Below are 16,733 nucleotides of genomic sequence, written 5' to 3' on the forward strand. Positions count from 1 at the left end.
GCGCCGGCACCGGCTAGTCCCGGCCGCCGGCACGCTGCTCGCCTCAATGCATCTGCAGAACGATCACTTCGCTGCTGGCCGGATCGGTGCGCTTGCGTAGCTTACGCACGTCCTTGGCCGAATCCGTGCCGCCGGTATTACCCCAGGAACTGCGGACGTAGCTCAAAACATCGGCGATCTGCTGATCGGACAGCTGGTTGCGGAAGGGCGGCATCCGGTAGGCATCGGGAACGCCCTGCGCGACGACGCGCGCCGACCCGTTCAGCACGGCATTGATGCCCGAGGCCGCGCCCTCGCTCGCCAGCGAGGAGGCGGAACCGGCCAGCGGCGGAATCCACTGCCCCTGCCCGCGCCCGTCGACGCCGTGGCAGAAGCTGCACTTGGCGAGATAGGTCTGCGCGCCCGCGCGGTTGTCCCCCGCGGCCGCACTGTAGCTCCAGGCCGCGCCGTCCTTGCCGGGATTGCCCGGAAGGGACTTCAGGTAATGCGCGATGGCCCGCAGATCCTCGTCCGGCATGAACTGCAGCGAGTTGTTGAAGGCCTCAGTCATCGAGCCGAACACCACCGCGTGGCGATTGCGCCCGGTCTTCAGGAACTGGTGCAGTTCCTCCTCGCTCCAGCGGCCGAGGCCGGTATTGCTGTCGCCGCGCAGGCTCGGTGCGTACCAGCCGTCCAGCAGCCCACCCGATAGGTAGAGACGGCTGCCTTCGTGATAGGCCTTCTCGTTCATCGCCAGCCCGCGCGGGGTGTGGCAGCTGCCGCAGTGTCCGGCACCCTGCACCAGATAGGCTCCCCGGTTCCACAGGGCATCCTTGTCCTTGCGCGCCTCGAACGTGGCCGAAGGCGCGAAGACCCCGCTCCACAGTGCCAGCGGCCAGCGCATGCTCAGCGGCCAGGGGATCTCGCTGTCACGGTTGGGCTGCCGCGCGGCCGGCACCCCGGCCATGAAGAAGGCATAGAGCGCCTTCACATCGCCATCGGTGAGCTTGACGTAGGAGGGATAGGGCATCGCCGGATAGAGCCGGTGGCCGTCCGCCGCGACGCCCGCGCGCAGCGCGCGGTCGAAATCGGCGAGGGTGTATTGGCCGATGCCGGCCTGCTTGTCCGGCGTGATGTTTGTGGCAAAGATCGAGCCGAGCGGCGTCGCCATCTCCAGCCCGCCACTGAACGCAGGCTTGTCCGGCAGGCCGTGGCAAGCCACACAATCCGCCGCGCGGGCGAGTTGTTCGCCCTGCCTGACCAGCGCCGGAGTGAAGGCGGGTGCGGCCACACCGTCGAACGGCGAAGCCGGGGTGCGGTTCACATACCAGGCCGTCGCGGCTGCCACGACGGCAAGCGCGGGCAGCAGGATCTTGTATCGTGTCTTCAACGCCGCCTCTCCTTACGCCGCATCGAAGCTGTGGCGGGACAGCGGCATGCTGCGCACGCGCCGTCCGGTCAGCGCCGAGACCGCATTGGCAACCGCCGGCGGCACCGCAGGCAACGGCGGCTCACCGATGCCGCCCATCTTTGCACCGCTCTCGACGATCTTCACATGCACGCGCGCCATGCGGTCGGGCGGCAGGATCGGGTAGAGATCGTAGTTGCGCGCGGTCGGCATGCCGTTTTCGTAGACGGTCTCCTCGAGCAGTACTTGCGAGAGCCCGAGGGTAACGGCCGAATTGACCTGCGCCTCGACGATGGCCGGATTGACAATGCTGCCCGGATCGATCGCTTCCCAGACATCGTGGACCATGACCTGGCCCTTGACGATCGAGACTTCGGCAATCGCCGCCGCCTCGGTCCCGAACGGCGAGGCCATGGCGATGCCTCGCGCCCGCCGGCTACCGTCCGCCGCCGTGAAGGGACCCCGCTTCCAACCGCCCGACAGTTCCGCGACGGCATGGAGCAGGTTGGTCAGTCGCGCATTGCCTTCCAGCAGCGCAAGGCGCAATTCATAGGGGTCCTGCCCGCCCTTGTCGGCCATTTCGTCAAGGAAGCACTCGTAGAAGAAGTCGTTCATCGAATTGCCGACCGAGCGCCAGTAGGCGAGCGTCGTCGGGTTCTTGACGAAAAGCTGGGCGATCCGCTTGTCGGGTATCGCGTAAGCCTTCTTGGTGATGCCTTCCAGCGCGGAATCGTCCAGTTCGGCGCTGCGCTTGTTGGCAATGCCCTCGCTCGGCCCTTCGGTCACGCTGACCGCTTCCAGCGCCACCGGACGGCCCTTGTCGTCGAGCCCGCCGCGGAACCGCACGACCGCCATCGGCCGCAGCGGATCGCGCAGGAATTCCTCCTCGCGGCTCCAGATCAGCTTGACCGGACGGCCCACCGCCTTGGCCAACTGGATCGCCTGCGGATAGGGGTTGCCGCCGGGATAGAGGAAATGGCGGCCGAAGAACCCGCCCAGCAGCGGGCTGTGGATCTTGACCTGTTCGGGCGCAAGCCCGGCAAACTTGGCCACTTCCGCCTGGAACATCTCCGGCGCCTGGTTGGGCATCCACAGTTCCAGCGAACCGTCCGGGTTGAAACTGGCCAGCGCCGAGGGCGGCTCCAACTGGGCATGGTGGACGTACTGGCTGCGATAAGTCGCCTCGACCACAGTGGCAGCGCCGGACAGCGCCTTGGCCGCGTCCCCGCTGATTTCCGCGTCCTGCCCATTGCCCTTTTCATTGGCGAGACGCTCGGCAAAGGCCTCGGTCGAAAAGTCGGCGGGCATGTATCGGACATCGGTGTCCTTGCCCGGATCCTGCCACTCCACCCGCAGCGCCTCGGCCGCACGCTTGGCGTGCCACCAGCGCTCGGCAACGACGGCCACGGCCCCGCCGATACGGTGTACCGAATGGACCCCGCGCATGGCCGCGACTTCCTCCTCGTTGGCGATGCCCGCCACTGTCAGGCCCAGGCGCGGCGCATGCTGGACAGCTGCGTGGAGCATGCCCTCGACCTTGCAGTCGATCGCGTAGATCGCCTTGCCGGTGGCCTTGTCGTGCATATCGAGCCGCGCGACCGGCTTGCCGATCCAGCGGAACGTGGCCGGGTCCTTGAGCTTGACGATCGCGGGATCCGGCACCGCGAGGTCGAGCGCGCCGCCCGCCAGTTCGCCATAGGCCAGCGAACGCCCGGAACCGGCATGGAGCACCCGCCCGGGCTCGGTGGTGAGTTCGGCCGCGGCCACGCCCAGCCGGTGCGCCGCCGCCTCAAGCAGCATCATGCGCGCGCTGGCGCCGAGCCGCCGCATCGTCTCGTAAGTCAGGCGCACCGACATGCTGCCGCCGGTGATGCGCATGCCCCCGTCCATGACCTGGAACACCTTGCCCGCAGGCGCCGCCTCGACCACGAAGCGTGCCGGGTCCATGTCCAGTTCTTCGCCGACGATCTGCGCCATCGCGGTGAAAACGCCTTGCCCGCCTTCCATGAACGGGCTGAGGAATCGCACGGTGTTGTCGGGGCGGATTTCAAGGAACGCGGGGACGCGCACCGGAATCGGCGCAGGGGCTGCGGCCTGCGCGCGGGCAGTGCCCACAGGCAGGCCGAAACCGATCACCAGCGCGCCGCTCGCAGCACCGGCCGTGCCCAGCAGCACGCCCCGGCGCGAGATGTTGACCGGATCCTGCGCCACGAAGCGAGCCTCGCTATCGGTTACGGTATCGCTGTCGAGGAGAGTGGCCATCACGCGTCCTCCTGTCCATCCGCGGCGCCTTGCCCGGTCTCGCCTGCCTTGCCGCGCCGGGTCAGCAGATAGGCCGAGCCCGCGACAACCGCAGCGCCGCCTGCCACGGCGGCAGCCACTGTCGCGGTCGACGGCCCCTCACCGCCTTGCGCCCCGTCTGCAGGCACGGCGGCAGCGGTGTCGGAAAGCCCGGCAAGATCGGTCAGCGCCGCATGGATGGCGTTGTAGGTGCCGCAGCGGCACAAGTTCACCATTGCCGCGCGGACATCCTCCTGGCTGGGCCTTGCCTTTTCCTTGAGCAGCGCCAGGGCGGCCATGACCTGGCCAGACTGGCAATAGCCGCACTGCGGCACCTGGTGCCGGACCCAGGCATCCACCACGCGCTTGCCAAGGCCATCCTGTTCCACCGCCTCGATCGTGGTCACGGCCTTGCCCGCCACGCTTTCCAGCGGCGTCACGCAGGAGCGGGTGATGACCCCGTCAACCAGCACCGAACAGGCGCCGCACTGGGCCAACCCGCAGCCGTATTTTGTACCCGTCATGCCGAGTTCGTCGCGCAGCACCCAAAGCAACGGCATGTCCGCCTCCGCCTCAAGCTCATGCGCCTGTCCGTTGACCTGGAGTTGCATCGTGGTTCACCTGTCCGCCAATCGTGCGACCGCCAGCGAACATCATCCGCGCCGCGCCGGCGAAATAGACGTCACCCGTCGCCGATCGAAACGCGGATCTGGCCGATATTCGGGGCGATCCCTGTTGCACATTGTATCGCGCGCGTTCGCTGCCAAGGCAATGCCGCCGCGATGTTTTTCGCTGCCGGACCGGACCGTTCCGTTCAACAGAACGATGAGCCCATCTCACCACCGCGCGGTATGGCGCTGATACCATTTATTACGGGTCCACCCATGGTGCCTTTATTGCAAATGCTACGCAATCGCCGTAATCGACGGAACAGAGGGCCTGCACGGCCTTTCGCACCGGGGGAGCTCGAAAGGGGCGGCGCAGCGCATGGCGGCGCTTCGGGATGACGCTGTCCCGGTGATCATTGCATTCACGAAGGGAAGCGTAATTCCGATGCGTCACGCCAAGTTTGCATTGCTGACCGGCGCGCTTGTCGCCCCTGTCACCCCGCTCGCCAGCCCAGCGTCCGCCGCCAGTGTCACCGTCACCTTGCCGCGCGTGCCTGTCGCCGAATACAAGAAGCCCTATGTCGCAGGCTGGCTGGAGCCGGTGGGCGGCAATGGCCAGATCCGCTCGGTCTTTGTGTGGTACGAGGTAGCCAAGCGCGGCGGCAACGAGGCGGGCACCAAGTGGCTCACCGACCTGCGTTCGTGGTGGCGCAAGGGCGGACGCTCGATGCGCCTTCCCGCCGACGGCATCAGCGGCGCGACGCGCGGCCCCGGAACGTACACCATTCCGCTGCCCAAGGACCTCGCCCCCGGCAATTACGTATTCAACGTCGAGGCTGCGCGCGAACACGGCGGGCGCGAACTCGTCTCGGTGCCGATCACCGTACCCAAGAGCGGCGGCCGGGCCAGCGGCAAGACCGAACTGGGCGCCGTCACCGTCTCCACCCGCTGAGGAAGCCAGGACCATGATTTCGCCCCTTCGCCGCTGGCGCCGATCCGCCGCCCTGCTCGCAGGCCCCATGCTCGCCGCAATTGGCGCGCCTTCCGCGCAGGCGGACAGCCCGTTCATCCTGCCTTCGACCACCAGCCTCGCCGGAACCAGCGGCGTGGTAACCTTCGACGCCGCCGGATCGGACCACGTCTTCTCGATGGACCACCGACCGATCCAGCTCGCCTCGATCACCGCCACCCGTCCCGATGGCACGCCCGCCGAGCCCTACAACGCGGTCCAGGGGCGGTTCCGCTCAGTGTTTGACCTCAAGATCGACCAGGAAGGTACCTGGAAGATTTCGAGCGGCCAGACGCAGGTGAGCGGCACCTTCATGCTGGACGGCGTGGAGCGCCGCGTCGGCGGCCGCGGTGGTCCGCCGCGCCCGGCTGGCGCCCCTGAAGGAATGGCCGGCCCCGGCGGTCCGGGAGGCCCCGGTGGCCCAGGGGGCCCCGGCGGCGAACGCCGCCTGCCGCCGGTTGCGCTGCAGGACATCCCCGCCAACGCGACCGACATCCACCTGACAGAGAACATCTCCAAGACCGAAACCTTCGTCACGGCGGGCGCACCGACGGACACGGTGTTCAAGCCCACCGGCACCGGACTGGAATTCGTCCCGATCACCCACCCCAACTCGGTGGCGGCGGGCGAAGTGGCGCAGTTCCGCTTCCTGATCGACGGCAAGCCGGCGGCCGGGGTCAAGGTCACCGTCATCGCCGGCGGTGTGCGCTACCGTGAAGAGACGGGTGAAACCGAACTCACCACCGGCGCCGACGGCGTCGTGACGATCAACTGGCCAAGCGCCGGGCTGTACTGGATCAGCGCCGAGGCCCAGGACAAGCGCCCGAGCGACAAGCGCGCGGAGGCCCGCAAGATGTCCTATGCCGCCACGCTGGAAGTGATGACGCCGTAAATCCGGCCGACATCCGCCGCCCGGAAGGCGAGAACGGCCGGCAGACGAGGTCCCGATCGAGACCTCGTCTGCCGGCCTTCTTCGTGCGTGCCCCTTGCGCAGACATCATGGCGTTGCCCGCGCAACGCACGTGACGAAGCCGCAGCAAACCGGCTATAGCGCTCAGGCCTTTGGAAAAGACATCATTGTGACCGGACGGGAAACAATACCTTGAAAAACATCAGGCAAGACGCCGTCTAGCACACCGCCGCGAGACGTAAAATCCCTTGAAAATCTCATAATCCACGGGCAATCTTACAGGAATTTGCGCATTACCATGTTTCCCTGGGGAAATATTCTGTATCTCCAAGGGATACAATCAAGGCAATGGCAACAACCGCACAGGGAATGACGCCGGATGGATCTCGAGGACTTGCGCAGCTTCGCGATGGTGGTCCGTCACGGTGGATTTTCGGCGGCGGAGCGCGTCACCGGCGACGCGCGCGGCAAGCTGTCGAAACGGGTGGCGAAGCTGGAACGCGATCTTGGCGCACGCCTGCTCGAACGCTCCACCCGCAGCGTGCGCGTCACCGATGTCGGGCTCGAAGTCTACCGCCAGTGCGAGATCATCGAGGAAGGGCTCGCCGCCACGCGCGCAGTGGCCCAGCGCTCGCGCGAGGATGTCAGCGGGCTACTGCGCATCGCCTGCCCGCCCGGACTGTCCCGCTTCCTCGGGGCCGAGGGCCTGGCCTCGTTCCTCACCCGCTATCCGCAAGTGCGGGTCGACATGCACCTCACCAGCCGCCGGGTGGACATCATCGGCGAAGGCTATGACATCGCCTTGCGGGTCGAACTGGAAAAGGAAACCGACCTGTCGCTGACGATGCGCCAGCTAGGCCGCGGCCAGCGCATCCTGGTGGCAAGCCCGCGCTTCCTCGCCGATCTCACCGCACCGGTCTCGATCAACATGCTGGCAAAGATGCCCACCCTCTCCGTCGGCGAACATGCCGAGCAGCACCGCTGGGAGCTGGTCGACGACGAGGGCGAGCAGCGGCGCATCCTCCATCATCCGCGCCTTTGCAGCAACGATTCCAGCATCGTGCGTGACGCCGCGCTCGAAGGCCTTGGCGTCGCCCTGCTGCACGAACGCGCCTGCCGGCAGGACGTTGCTGCCGGCCGCCTCGAACGGGTCCTGCCGCAATGGCACACTGCCGCCGCCGTGCTGCACATGGTCTTCGCCACGCGCCTCGGCATGTCGGCGGCGCTGCGCGCCTTCATCGACCATTATGCCGATCAGCCGTTCTTCACGCTGGAAGCCCCGCCGCTCGCAACCCGTTGAAGGGTGCGGCCTCGGATCACGTCACGACTTGCGGCTCCGCATTTCGAACGTCACCCGTTTCGGCCCGGTCCTCCTCGAAGCGCTGCTTGAACAGGTCGAACGGCTCGTTTGCCGGGTTGGCCTCCCGGAACTTGGTACGCCCCTCGTCCTTGAGATAGTCGGCGTAAAGCATCGTCGTGGTGCCGACGCGGCGTACGGAAAGCACCGTGTCCATCTGCTCCATGAACACGCCCAGCTTCTCGATCGGCGCGCAGGCGAAGACCTGGAGGTTGAACTCGCGCAGCAGCGCCAGGCATGAATTGACGTTACCGCCGTCGAGCGCGTTGAACGCCTCGTCGAACAGGATGATGCCAAGGCCAAGGTTGTCGCGATTGTCCTCGGTGGAATGGCACACGCTCGACATCGCGCAGGCCATGGCGATGTAGAACGGCACCTGCTTCTCGCCGCCCGAACCACTGCCCTGCCGCTTGGCATAGTCCGAAGTCACGCGCTGGCCGTCGAGCGTCGTCGTCACCAGTTCGAATTGCAGATAGTTGCGATAGTCGCTGATCTGCTCGACGTTCTCGCCCTCGTCGATCATGCGCTTGATGCGCTCGACGCCCTTCATCAGGCTGGGTTCGAGAGCCGACGTGGCGCCGCCCTCCTCGAACAGCGCGCCGACGTCGATGCTGTTGAGCTGCACCCGCCGCGCGATCTCGACGATCTCGGCATAGAAGCGGTCCGGCTTCACCTCGATGCGGTAGAGTTCGCCGTGGAACGGCCGCAGTTGCAGGCTGCGGTTGAGCGTGCGAATCTGCCGCTTGGCGCCCTCGATCCGGTCGTGCAGCTTGACCAGCATGTCGGTCTTCAGCGAGGTCTCGATCGAGGTCCGCGCTTCCTGCGCCTGATCGCGGTATTCGCTCAGCGTATTGTTGACGATGGAAGCCTGCTGGCCTTCCAGCCATGCCAGCTGCGCCTCGGGCCCGGCCTCGCGGTCGAACTGTCCGGCGATCCCGGCATCGTGGGCATAGGCATAGGCCTTTTGCGGCGCCTGTCCCAGCAGCTGGTTGACCCGCGTGCGGGCCTTGGCGGCCTGATCTTGCGCGGCGTTACGCAGGGCGGGCAGCACCTTGCCATGTTCGGCCAGCAGGAAATCGAAGTCCCTCAGCGCGGCTTCCCGCTCGGCGGCGGCAAGGACATCGCGTTCGGCAAACATCGCTTCGGCCTTGGCGAACTCGTCCCGCGCGACCGCGAGCTTTTCGGCGGCGCTGCCGACGAGGTGGCCGGAGACGCGCTGCGCCTTCTCATCGTTCTTCAGTTCCTCCTCGTATTCGGCAAGGTCCGCCCTGAGGCCGACCAGCCGCTCGCGGATCTCGACCGGGCGCTCGCCTTCGAGGGTGCGGATATTGTCGCGGATCTGGGCGACGCTTTCAGCCGTGCTCTGGCGGGCGCGTTCGAGGTCGTCGAGGCTGCGGCTTCCGGCGACATCGAGGAAACGCTGGATGTCCTCGACCAGCGCCTTCAGCGCACCTGCCTGCGCTTCGCTGCTGGCGAGCGAGCGCTCCTGCCCGGCGACCAGTTCTTCCAGCACCGGGATGTTCTTGCGGCTGGCTTCCTTGCCCAGCCGATGGACCTGCGCGGGGCGGCGGTTCTCGATCGAGCCGCCCGAGGCGAAGAGGCAATCCGGGGTGACGGCGCGGTCGTGCCGCAACAGGTCCTGCTCGGTCTCGACCCGGCGCACGGTGTTGAGGCGGCGGTTGATGAAGGCCCGCGCGTGGGGATTGTCCGTCTCGATCACGTCGGCAAGGCTGCCCGCCGTGGCGCTTTGCGTGCCCTCGCCCGTCTTCGTCGTGTTGACGATCTGGGTGCCGGGATAGTCGCGGCGCTGGCGGCGCAGCAGGGCGATGGCTTCCTGCGCCTGACGCGGCTCGACCACCAGCGCATCGCGCGCGGCGCCCAGTAGCGTTTCGGCCGCATCAACCCAGCGCTCGTTGGTCACCTCAACCAGTTCGGCAATCGGCCTTGCGGCAATGCCGTGCGCTTCAAGATAGTCGATCAGCCGCGCCGTGGGGCCCTCGACCAGCGCACCCCCGCGGGCGAGGGTCTGCAACTGCTCGCGGTTCTCGCGGAGCTGGCCGCGCAGCGTGGCGCCGGTCCGGAGATGGCCCTCGCGCGCGTCCTGCGCTTTGGCCACATAGCGCGCCAGCGGATCGACAAGGCGGGTAACGATCTGGTCGATATCGCGCGCGGCAAGCCCGGCCTCGCCCGCAACCCGGCTGCGCAGCGCCTCCAGCGCTTCCTTCGCGCGCAGATATTCGCCCTCGCCGTACGTCAGCACCAGCCGGTCGGCGAGGCCCGCCGCGCCGCCGATGGCGGCGAAATAGGCCTGATAGTCCTTGTCCGCCTCGGCATGGGCGCGCTGGGCGATGGGCAGGTTGAGGTCGCGGAACTCGCGGATCGCCTGTTCGCGCGTGTCGTTTTCCAGCGCGCGCGAGATCTCGCGGATTTCCTCGGTCACACGGGCAATGGCCTCGCGCGTGCGGGTCAGGCGGCGGTCGGCCAGCGCCTGTTCCTCCAGCTTGCTCTCGTGCTGGATAGTGACGAGGCGCAAGTGCTCTTCCAGCCGGTCACGCTCGGCCTTGCCGGCCACCCAGCGCAGCCGGGTTTCCTCGGAAGTCTTGTCGGCCAATTCACGGTAGGCGGCAATCGCCTCGCCGACCTGCTGCTTCTGGACTTCGAGGTCCTCGATCTTCTTGAGCAGCCCGCGCCACGTCGAGACCGACTTGCGCAGCGCCTCCACATCGAGCCCGGCGGGATCGAGCAGGAATTCGCGCACGAATTCGGTGGCCGACTTCATCTCGCGGATGCGCAAGCCGTTCTTCAGCGTCTTGAGGAACTTTTCCGGGTCCGCGTGATGCCCCTTGCCGCCCAGTACCGTGAGCACACGGCGGGTGAAGTGGGTGGGCCGGTGGCCAAGGTTCTCGAAGCCGGGAACCTTGCGCAGCCGCGCCGTTAGTTCGCCCCAGGGCAGGACGTAGGGCGCACCGTCCACGTCCTCCAGAAAGTCGCTGTCGCGCAGCGACTGGTCGGGGGCGATGAAGGCGCCGAGCACTTCCTCGTTCTGCTCGCCATCGACCGCGCTCATGCCGATGCCCACGGTCCAGCACTTGCCGTCGTGCTCGCGCTCGAACACCAGCGAGACGTAGCTGATGCAGTTGGAGCGCAGCGTCTCGCCCGCCACGCGGCCCAGGCAGTAGTCGAAGACCGAGCGGTTCTCGCCCACCTTGCGCGTCTGCCCGGCCGTGACATTGGCGCTGGCGTTGAGCTGGAAGTAGTTGCGGTTGTTGCCGGTCAGCACGACCTGGATCGCGTCGAGGATCGACGACTTGCCCGCGCCGTTGGGGCCGATCAGCGAGGTGCTGCCCCTCAGGTCGATCGACAGGCGTTCGAAGGTGTACCAGTTGATCAGGTTGATGCGGCTGAGCTTGATCATTCCGCAATCTCCTGTTCGCGCGCTTCAATCGGGGCTGCTTCTTCCGCATGGCTCCCGGGCAATTGCCCTTGCGCCTCGGCGGCGAGCCTTGCCTGCGTCGCGGCGATCCATTCCTCGATGCGGGTCTGCCAGGCATCGCCGGTCACGCTGCGGATCGAGGGACGGATGGTGATGCCGACGCCGTTTTCCAGCGCGATCTCGTCGCCCAGATCGATGAAGCGGCGGCGGCGGAACGCGTCTAGGATCTTGCGCACGCGCGCCCATGGCGGACGCGGCCGGGCGACCCACTGGTCATAGCGCTCCATCACTTCCATCGAGGTCGTCTCGATGTGGCCGAATTCCTCCTGGCTCATCGTCAGCACGCCCTGTTCGAACGTGGCGCGCAAAGCCAGCAGCACGATCGTCTCGTCGACCGAAAGCACGGTGCGCGAAAGGCTCTCCTGCGGGCGCAGCTCGATCATCATCTCATCGGCCCGGATCACCAGATCGCGCCCGAGCGCATCGAACAGCCCGCGAAAATAGGCCGCGTGGCGCACGACGAGGTCGTAGGTGCCAGCGGCATTGTAATCGTCGCGGAACAGGCATTGCTGGGCGAGCAGGCGATCCGCCGCGCGCACCATCATCTCCTTGGAGACATCGCGGTTCTGCGGGCGTTCCAGCAGCTCTTCAAGGTCGTACAGCGTGGCGGCGGTCATTGTTCTGCACTCGGGTAATCGGGGGAAATGCGTTCGATGCGGAAGGCGGAAAAGGCCGACCAGTCAGTCTCGACGACGCGGCCCGGATCGTGGACCACGCGGAAGCGCCGCAGCAGTTCCTTGTTGCCAAACATGTCGAGCTGGCGGGCGCCTTGCAGCAGCAACGCCTGCTCGGGGCTGTCGATACGGAACTGGCCCGCATCCAGCCCCTCGCGCGCGCCCAGATTGCGCTCGATGTAATCAGCGATCTTCTGCGGCGTGACCGCCAGTTGCAGCAGATAGACCTTCTGCGACTGGTCGTAGGCAATAAGCGCAGGATCGACCTCGGCCCGGCGCACCGGGCTGGGCGCCGCGATCGGCCGCCGCATCGTCGGCGAGGCAAGGCTTTCCGGCCCCCAGTGCCGTACCGGATCGGTGAGTTCGGACGGAACCTCGACAGGCTCCTCCCAGTCGCAGGGCACGGCGGCCACATCGCGCAGCAGGTGCGTGACCCGAAGCAGGCTCGAACCATCGACCTCGTTCATGTAGCTGACGGTGCGGGCAATCCGCTGTTCGAGGCGGCTGCGGAAGGCGTCGATATCGTCGAGCCGTTCCTCCGCCGCATCGAAGATCCGCTTCACTTGCGCCAGATGCTGCCGGACCTTCGACAGCGCCGCCTCGTGGCTTCCCGCCAGCCCCTGCGCCACGTAGCCCTGCGCAAAGGCCGTCACCACGGCAGGATCATGCTCGTAGTCGGATATCATCTGGATGATCCGGTTACGGTGGCGGAACGGATTGTTGGTGGTCTTGATGACCCGGTAATCCGAGATCAGCACGTCCTCCACGAAGTGGAAGAAACTGGCCAGGATGCGCGTGGGCTGCGGGTCGGAAACAATGCGCTGCTCGTGCGCGCGCAAATTGCCGATGATCGCCGAAAGGTGCTGCTGGAACCGCCGCGCACGCAAGGCCGCGTCCGCCAGCGAGGATGCCTTGTCGAGCGGATTGTCGCCCAGCCGCTCGATCACGCTTTCGAGCGCGGCGATGGTCCCGCCGAAGTGGACCGCCTCGCCCTCCTCGATCGCGCTCAGCGTTTCGAGCAGCATCGAGACCGAGGCGTCGAGATCGACCATCTGCACATAGCCGCGCGAATGCTCGACCAGCCAGCCTGCCTGCTTCAGCCGGAGGTAGACGTTGTGCGGATTCTGGCTGGCATCGGCATTGGCGGCATCGGACGAAAAGTCCTCGGCAATGTCGGAAAGCCGGTCGATCTGGGTGGCGATGAAGGCGACAAGATCATCCTTGCGGACCTGGTCGGCGTAGTTCTCGCCGAAGAACGCGCGGTAGACCCAGAGGATCAGGCGCGCATAGTCACGCCGCGCGGGCGAGGACAGCACCCCGAAAAGGCTGGGCGGCAGGTGCCCGAACAGCGCATCCCGCTTTTCCTGCCCATTTTCTCCAGTACCGCCGCTCTGCATCGAAATCCCATGATCGCCTCCGCGAGAATCAGCGGGTCGGCGCAAGGGGGCGGCACATAGGAGCGCGCGGCAGCCACGGCAACTGCATGGAGCAGACTGTAAACAGGGCGATCAACAGGGATGCGGCGACCCGTTCCGCACGCAACGCCACCCGGCGGATGTCCGCTCCTACACCACCGCCACCTCGGGGTTTTGCGCAAACACGGCATCGACACCGCTGACGATCCCGCGCGTCAGCGCCCTTGGCACTGCAACTGCAAACCCGCGCGTGACCAGCCCCTCTACCGCCCAGCGCACGCAAAAGTCGGCGGCGACACCGACGACCGTGACGCTGTCGATCCCCGATGCCACCAAGGTCCCGAAAAACAGGTCCCGCTCTATGCGCGTGCCCTGTTCCGTCACCAGTTCCAGGCCGGGCTCCGCCCACATGTCGAACACCCCCTTGTCGAGCGTATAGACAGGAATGCCCGCATCCACGGCGGCAATGTCGAGCACGCTCTGCCAGCCCGGCGTCGCCTTGTCGCAGTGGATCGGAAACTGCCGGGCCTCGCTGGAGGCGGCATAAGTCACCGGATCATGCGTGTCGAAGGTCAGCAGCACGCCGGCCGTTTCCGCAGGCGTCAGCGCGGCAAGCCATTGCTGCATGGGCGCTACGATGGCCTCGGCATCCGGCACCGGCAGCGCGCCAGAGGCTTCGACAAAATCGCGCTGCATGTCGACGACGATTACGAAACTGCGCATGGCGGATGGTCCTTCATCGGTATTGGGCTGTGAAATCATTGTTAGGCGAGGCGAACTGCACGGCAAGCGGCAAGCCCGCCGCCGCCACCAGTTTTGCCGCAAGTGCATCGGCATCCCCAGTGACAACCGTGCCCTGCTCAAGCCAGGCGAGACACCCGCCCCGCGCCTGATCAAGGCAGGTCAGGGCCAGCGAAGCGGTGATCGCCAGTTCCCCGCCCAGGCCGCGACCCAGCCCGAGATCGGCGGCAATGCGTTCGCCCAGCCGTTCGGGGCAGAGCAAGCCGAACCGCAGCGTCTCCTGCCAGGGGTTGGCATGGTTGGTGGCATCCTCCACCACGAACCACCCATCGATGGCACGTTCATCCTCCATCGGCCCGCGCCCGTGCCGGGTCAGATAGCAACGCGTGGCGTAAGTCACCTCGAGCGCGGAAATCCCCGCCTCGCCGGCAATCGCGGCGATATTGGCCAGCCCCGTGCTGGAGCGGGTAACAAAGGGGAACCCCTCGGCTCCCTGATCGAGCAGCAGCCCCTGCGCCGCCTCGAAGATCACCGTCCCCTGCCTGCCGAGCACGGCATCACCGGAGAGTTCCACGCGTGAGCGGAAGGCGGCGCATTGGTCCAGGAAACGCTCCAGCACGCCATCCGCCGATGCATGTTCCAGCGGGCCGCCATGCGGATCGAGGCCCAGTTCGGCTGCCCGAGCGCCCAACCATGCACTCCGGATCGCGTGCAATTTGCCGCGCAGATCCGCGCTCCACAGATCGGCGACAGTGAGTGCAAAGGCCGTCTGCTGGCAGCGCCCCACCGTCTCCCCGAACCCGAGGCCGCAGCTGCCGTGCCGCCTCTTGCCGCGCGCCAGTTCGGCCGCCTGGTTGACCATCATGTCCCAGGGCGTCGTCACCCAGCCGCGCGGATCGGCGGTGATAAGGGGTGCGAGGCCCTTGGCGCCCAGCGCCGCGCACTCCTCGGCGAGCAGGATCGGGTGCGACACCATGAAGCGAGAGAAATGCGTGGCCGCGCCGCGAAATGCCGCCGAGCCGATATGGTGGAACACGTGCCGCTGCCCGCCGGTCTCGACCGTGTGCCCGGCCTGCGCACCGCCATTGCTGCGCACCACGACCACCTCCGGGCCAAGCGAGGCAGCGAGCCAGTCGACCGTGCGCCCCTTGCCCTCGTCACCGTAGCTGGCGCCGATCACCGCCTGCGCGCGCATGTCACTCGCTCCCCCATCCGCGGCCGCCAAGCCCGCCTTCGGCAAACCGCCGCAGCGGCTCCGGCAGCAGCGCGGCCAAGCCTCCGGCAGCGCGGCGAGGACGACCACTCGCCGCCTCGATGGTGGCGACAATGGTTTCCGCCAGCCGCGTGGGGTCCTTTAAGTGGATCACCCGCTCCGGCAGGATCGCTTCCCAGGACGCCCTGACCTTGGCCATGTTACGCGCCGCGTAGCTGCCGTCGACGATGATGTGAAACACCTCGTATCCAGCGCTCGCCAACCGCACCGCCTCGCGCCCGGAAATGCCGCGCCTTGCATCAAGACCCAGGACCCGTACCAATTGGTCACGCTCGATCCCGTCAAGCACCGGCTCGTCACCCACCGTGAACAGGAAACCCTTGCGACCGCGTCTTTGCTGCGCGTCATGCACCGTCTTCAATCCGGCAAAGGCATGGGCAAGGCAATAACTCTCGCCGTCGTTGCCACCCCCGCCGCCTTCCAGCCAGAGCTGGCGGAGCTGCTCGACGATGCGCAAGTCAGCCTCGAACTGGGTGACCTGCAGTGGCGCCCGGTCGCAATAGGCATCGCCGATCGCCATGGCCATGACGTGCGGATCACTTACCGGGCGGCGGTCCATCAGCGCGGTGAACGTTTCATTGAGACCGCGCACGACCAGTTCCTCGGCGAGCATGCCCATCGATCCGGTGACGTCGACGCCGATGATGATCGGCGTCGCTTCCGGGTTTTGCCCGCTGTCGCGCGATTCCCGCAAGGTCACGCGGGCGGGATCGTAAGCCTTGTCCATGCCCAGCGCGCCGAACAGTTCGCGGCGGCTCCGCCCGTGGATCGATCCGGCAGCATAGGCATCCCAATCCCGCGCGCTCCAGTTGCCATGTCCCATCGCTTGGTCTCCATCTTCCGACTCAATAAACGTCATTTTGCATTTTAATTTATAAGATGCAATATGCAGTTTATGAACAATCAATCTGATCGACCGATCCTGACTGTCGACGTCGTGCCCCTGACACTCGCAAATGGCCGTCTCTGCGTGCTGCGCGCAGTGCGTCCCGAGGCCCCGTTCGCGGGCCGCGCGGCGCTGATCGGCGGTTACGTCCACACCGACGAGGACCGCCATCTCGGCGATAGCGCCCGCCGCGTGCTGGCCGCCAAGGCCGGGCTCAGCGCACTCTACGTGGAGCAGCTATCCACCTTTTCCGGTCCCAATCGCGATCCGCGCGGCTGGTCTGCCAGCGTCGCCTATTTCTCGCTTTCGCCGCTCGCCGCGCTGCAACCGGCGCTGGAGGTCCCCGGCCTCGAACTGGTGCCTGCGAACGAGGCGGGCGGCATGCCGTTCGACCATGACACGATCCTCGCCGCCGCGCTGGCGCGGCTGCGCGGCAAGGGCGCCTATTCCGACCTGCCCGCGCGTTTTCTGGAGGCGGAGTTCACCCTCGCCGAGTTGCACACGGTCTACGAGATCGCGCTTGGCGAAGCGCTCAACATCGATGCCTTCCGCCGCAAGGTGATGGAGCGTGGTTTCATCGAGGAAAGCGGCGCCAAACGCCGCGAGCCCGGCGCCAATAGGCCCTCCCTGCTCTATCGGCTGAAAGCGGGTCACGCGGTGTTCGACCGCCGGATGTAACCGCTACCGCCCCCCGACGCGC

The 16,733-nt window shown here is 66.6% G+C and carries 13 protein-coding genes; 4 read left to right on the plus strand and 9 right to left on the minus strand.

The annotated features are described in order from the left end of the window. Positions 1–43: 43 nt before the first annotated feature. Genes CA833_RS24350 through CA833_RS24360 form a run of 3 tightly spaced genes read right to left on the minus strand, consistent with a single transcriptional unit; the run spans position 44 to position 4,278 of the window. Entirely contained in the window at positions 44–1,369 is a 1,326-nt protein-coding gene (locus CA833_RS24350) for a cytochrome c (protein WP_242526484.1), read from the minus strand. 12 nt (positions 1,370–1,381) lie between these two features. Further along, positions 1,382–3,649 (minus strand): molybdopterin cofactor-binding domain-containing protein, encoded by a 2,268-nt coding sequence (locus tag CA833_RS24355; RefSeq protein WP_142639005.1) that lies wholly within the window; start codon positions 3,647–3,649, stop codon positions 1,382–1,384. Next, positions 3,649–4,278: a (2Fe-2S)-binding protein gene (locus tag CA833_RS24360; protein WP_142639007.1), complete on the minus strand. Its 630-nt coding sequence runs from the start codon at positions 4,276–4,278 to the stop codon at positions 3,649–3,651. The genes CA833_RS24355 and CA833_RS24360 overlap by 1 nt, the downstream gene beginning before the upstream one ends. A 442-nt stretch (positions 4,279–4,720) precedes the next feature. Here CA833_RS24360 and CA833_RS24365 point away from each other — a divergent pair, with 442 nt between their 5' ends. The 3 genes from CA833_RS24365 to CA833_RS24375 all read left to right on the plus strand — a co-directional run bounded on the left by CA833_RS24365 (position 4,721) and on the right by CA833_RS24375 (position 7,494). Beyond that, entirely contained in the window at positions 4,721–5,227 is a 507-nt protein-coding gene (locus CA833_RS24365) for a DUF2271 domain-containing protein (protein ID WP_207080506.1), read from the plus strand. Between the two features lie 13 nt (positions 5,228–5,240). After that, on the plus strand, positions 5,241–6,176 hold the full coding sequence (locus CA833_RS24370) for a DUF4198 domain-containing protein (protein WP_242526485.1): 936 nt from the start codon (positions 5,241–5,243) through the stop codon (positions 6,174–6,176). Positions 6,177–6,573: 397 nt separating this feature from the next. Next, a complete protein-coding gene (locus tag CA833_RS24375; protein WP_142639011.1) occupies positions 6,574–7,494 on the plus strand; it encodes a LysR family transcriptional regulator in 921 nt (306 codons plus the stop codon). 16 nt (positions 7,495–7,510) lie between these two features. Here the strand turns inward: CA833_RS24375 and CA833_RS24380 are convergent, their stop codons facing one another. The 6 genes from CA833_RS24380 to CA833_RS24405 all read right to left on the minus strand — a co-directional run bounded on the left by CA833_RS24380 (position 7,511) and on the right by CA833_RS24405 (position 15,970). Beyond that, a complete protein-coding gene (locus CA833_RS24380) occupies positions 7,511–10,966 on the minus strand; it encodes an SbcC/MukB-like Walker B domain-containing protein (RefSeq protein ID WP_207080507.1) in 3,456 nt (1,151 codons plus the stop codon). Further along, positions 10,963–11,661 carry a DUF4194 domain-containing protein gene (locus CA833_RS24385; RefSeq protein WP_142639015.1) on the minus strand — a complete coding sequence of 233 codons (699 nt, stop codon included), beginning with the start codon at positions 11,659–11,661 and terminating at the stop codon, positions 10,963–10,965. Before CA833_RS24385 ends, CA833_RS24380 begins: the two co-directional genes overlap by 4 nt. Continuing rightward, positions 11,658–13,115, minus strand: a complete 1,458-nt coding sequence (locus CA833_RS24390; RefSeq protein WP_142639017.1) for a Wadjet anti-phage system protein JetA family protein — start codon at positions 13,113–13,115, stop codon at positions 11,658–11,660. The genes CA833_RS24385 and CA833_RS24390 overlap by 4 nt, the downstream gene beginning before the upstream one ends. Positions 13,116–13,283: 168 nt before the next feature. Continuing rightward, positions 13,284–13,856 (minus strand): cysteine hydrolase family protein, encoded by a 573-nt coding sequence (locus tag CA833_RS24395; protein ID WP_142639019.1) that lies wholly within the window; start codon positions 13,854–13,856, stop codon positions 13,284–13,286. Between the two features lie 13 nt (positions 13,857–13,869). After that, positions 13,870–15,069 (minus strand): adenylosuccinate synthetase, encoded by a 1,200-nt coding sequence (locus CA833_RS24400; RefSeq protein ID WP_142639022.1) that lies wholly within the window; start codon positions 15,067–15,069, stop codon positions 13,870–13,872. A 1-nt stretch (position 15,070) separates the two neighbouring features. Further along, on the minus strand, positions 15,071–15,970 hold the full coding sequence (locus CA833_RS24405) for a hypothetical protein (RefSeq protein ID WP_142639024.1): 900 nt from the start codon (positions 15,968–15,970) through the stop codon (positions 15,071–15,073). A gap of 72 nt (positions 15,971–16,042) precedes the next feature. Here CA833_RS24405 and CA833_RS24410 point away from each other — a divergent pair, with 72 nt between their 5' ends. Beyond that, the gene (locus CA833_RS24410; protein ID WP_142639026.1) at positions 16,043–16,711 is read left to right on the plus strand and encodes an NUDIX hydrolase; all 669 of its coding nucleotides are present in this window, start codon (positions 16,043–16,045) and stop codon (positions 16,709–16,711) included. The last annotated feature ends 22 nt before the right edge of the window (positions 16,712–16,733 follow it).

This window comes from Novosphingobium sp. KA1, from assembly GCF_017309955.1.
Taxonomy (GTDB): domain Bacteria; phylum Pseudomonadota; class Alphaproteobacteria; order Sphingomonadales; family Sphingomonadaceae; genus Novosphingobium.